The organism is Pseudomonas sp. MD195_PC81_125 (assembly GCF_014060985.1).
GTDB lineage: Bacteria > Pseudomonadota > Gammaproteobacteria > Pseudomonadales > Pseudomonadaceae > Aquipseudomonas > Aquipseudomonas parakoreensis.
Genome location: NZ_JABULD010000954.1, coordinates 1 through 579, shown reverse-complemented (window position 1 = coordinate 579; position 579 = coordinate 1). Strand labels below are relative to the sequence as shown.

General features: G+C 48.0%; 1 pseudogene. It reads right to left on the bottom strand.

The features are described from left to right. Window positions 1-265: pseudogene (locus tag HT737_RS30545) on the bottom strand (histone-like nucleoid-structuring protein, MvaT/MvaU family); the annotation flags it as partial. Window positions 266-579: the final 314 nt, after the last annotated feature.

Below are 579 nucleotides of genomic sequence, written 5' to 3'. Positions count from 1 at the left end.
TTTTTTGTATTGTTTAACTTTGCGTGCACGCTTGGTGCCAGTATGTTTTGACTGCGACGCCACGGGTGCCTTTGGTTTTCGATTCCGGATCCAGCAGGGCGATGATGTCGCGCAGGGATTTGGAGTATTCGCCCATCAGGGTGCGCAGTTTGCCTTCGAATTCCAGCTCGGCTTGCAATTTGTCGTCTTGCGACAGATTTTTCAAACGCGCTTGCAGCTCTTTGATAGCTTCTTCGGTGGCGCGATATTCGTTGATCAAGGACATGGTAACTACCTTATGCGGATGTGTTGAATGGCAGGGGACAGTGCCGCAATAATAGTCAGGCTGTTTCATCAAGTAAACATTTAAGCGTATTTTTTATTTGAATTAGTTACGTGAAATAACCGGTAAATTGAATGGTCATCTAAATAATGTGATGCAGTCATCACGATTATTCACAATTATCTGGCCGAACAGCTTCACCGGCGCATCATCGCTTCGTCGTACAGTGCGCTCAGGCGCCATGAACCGCGCCCTCTCCGGCAAGTGCTCATCATTACTGCAGATTTCGCGCACAGTCGCTAGAATGGCCGCCTTTG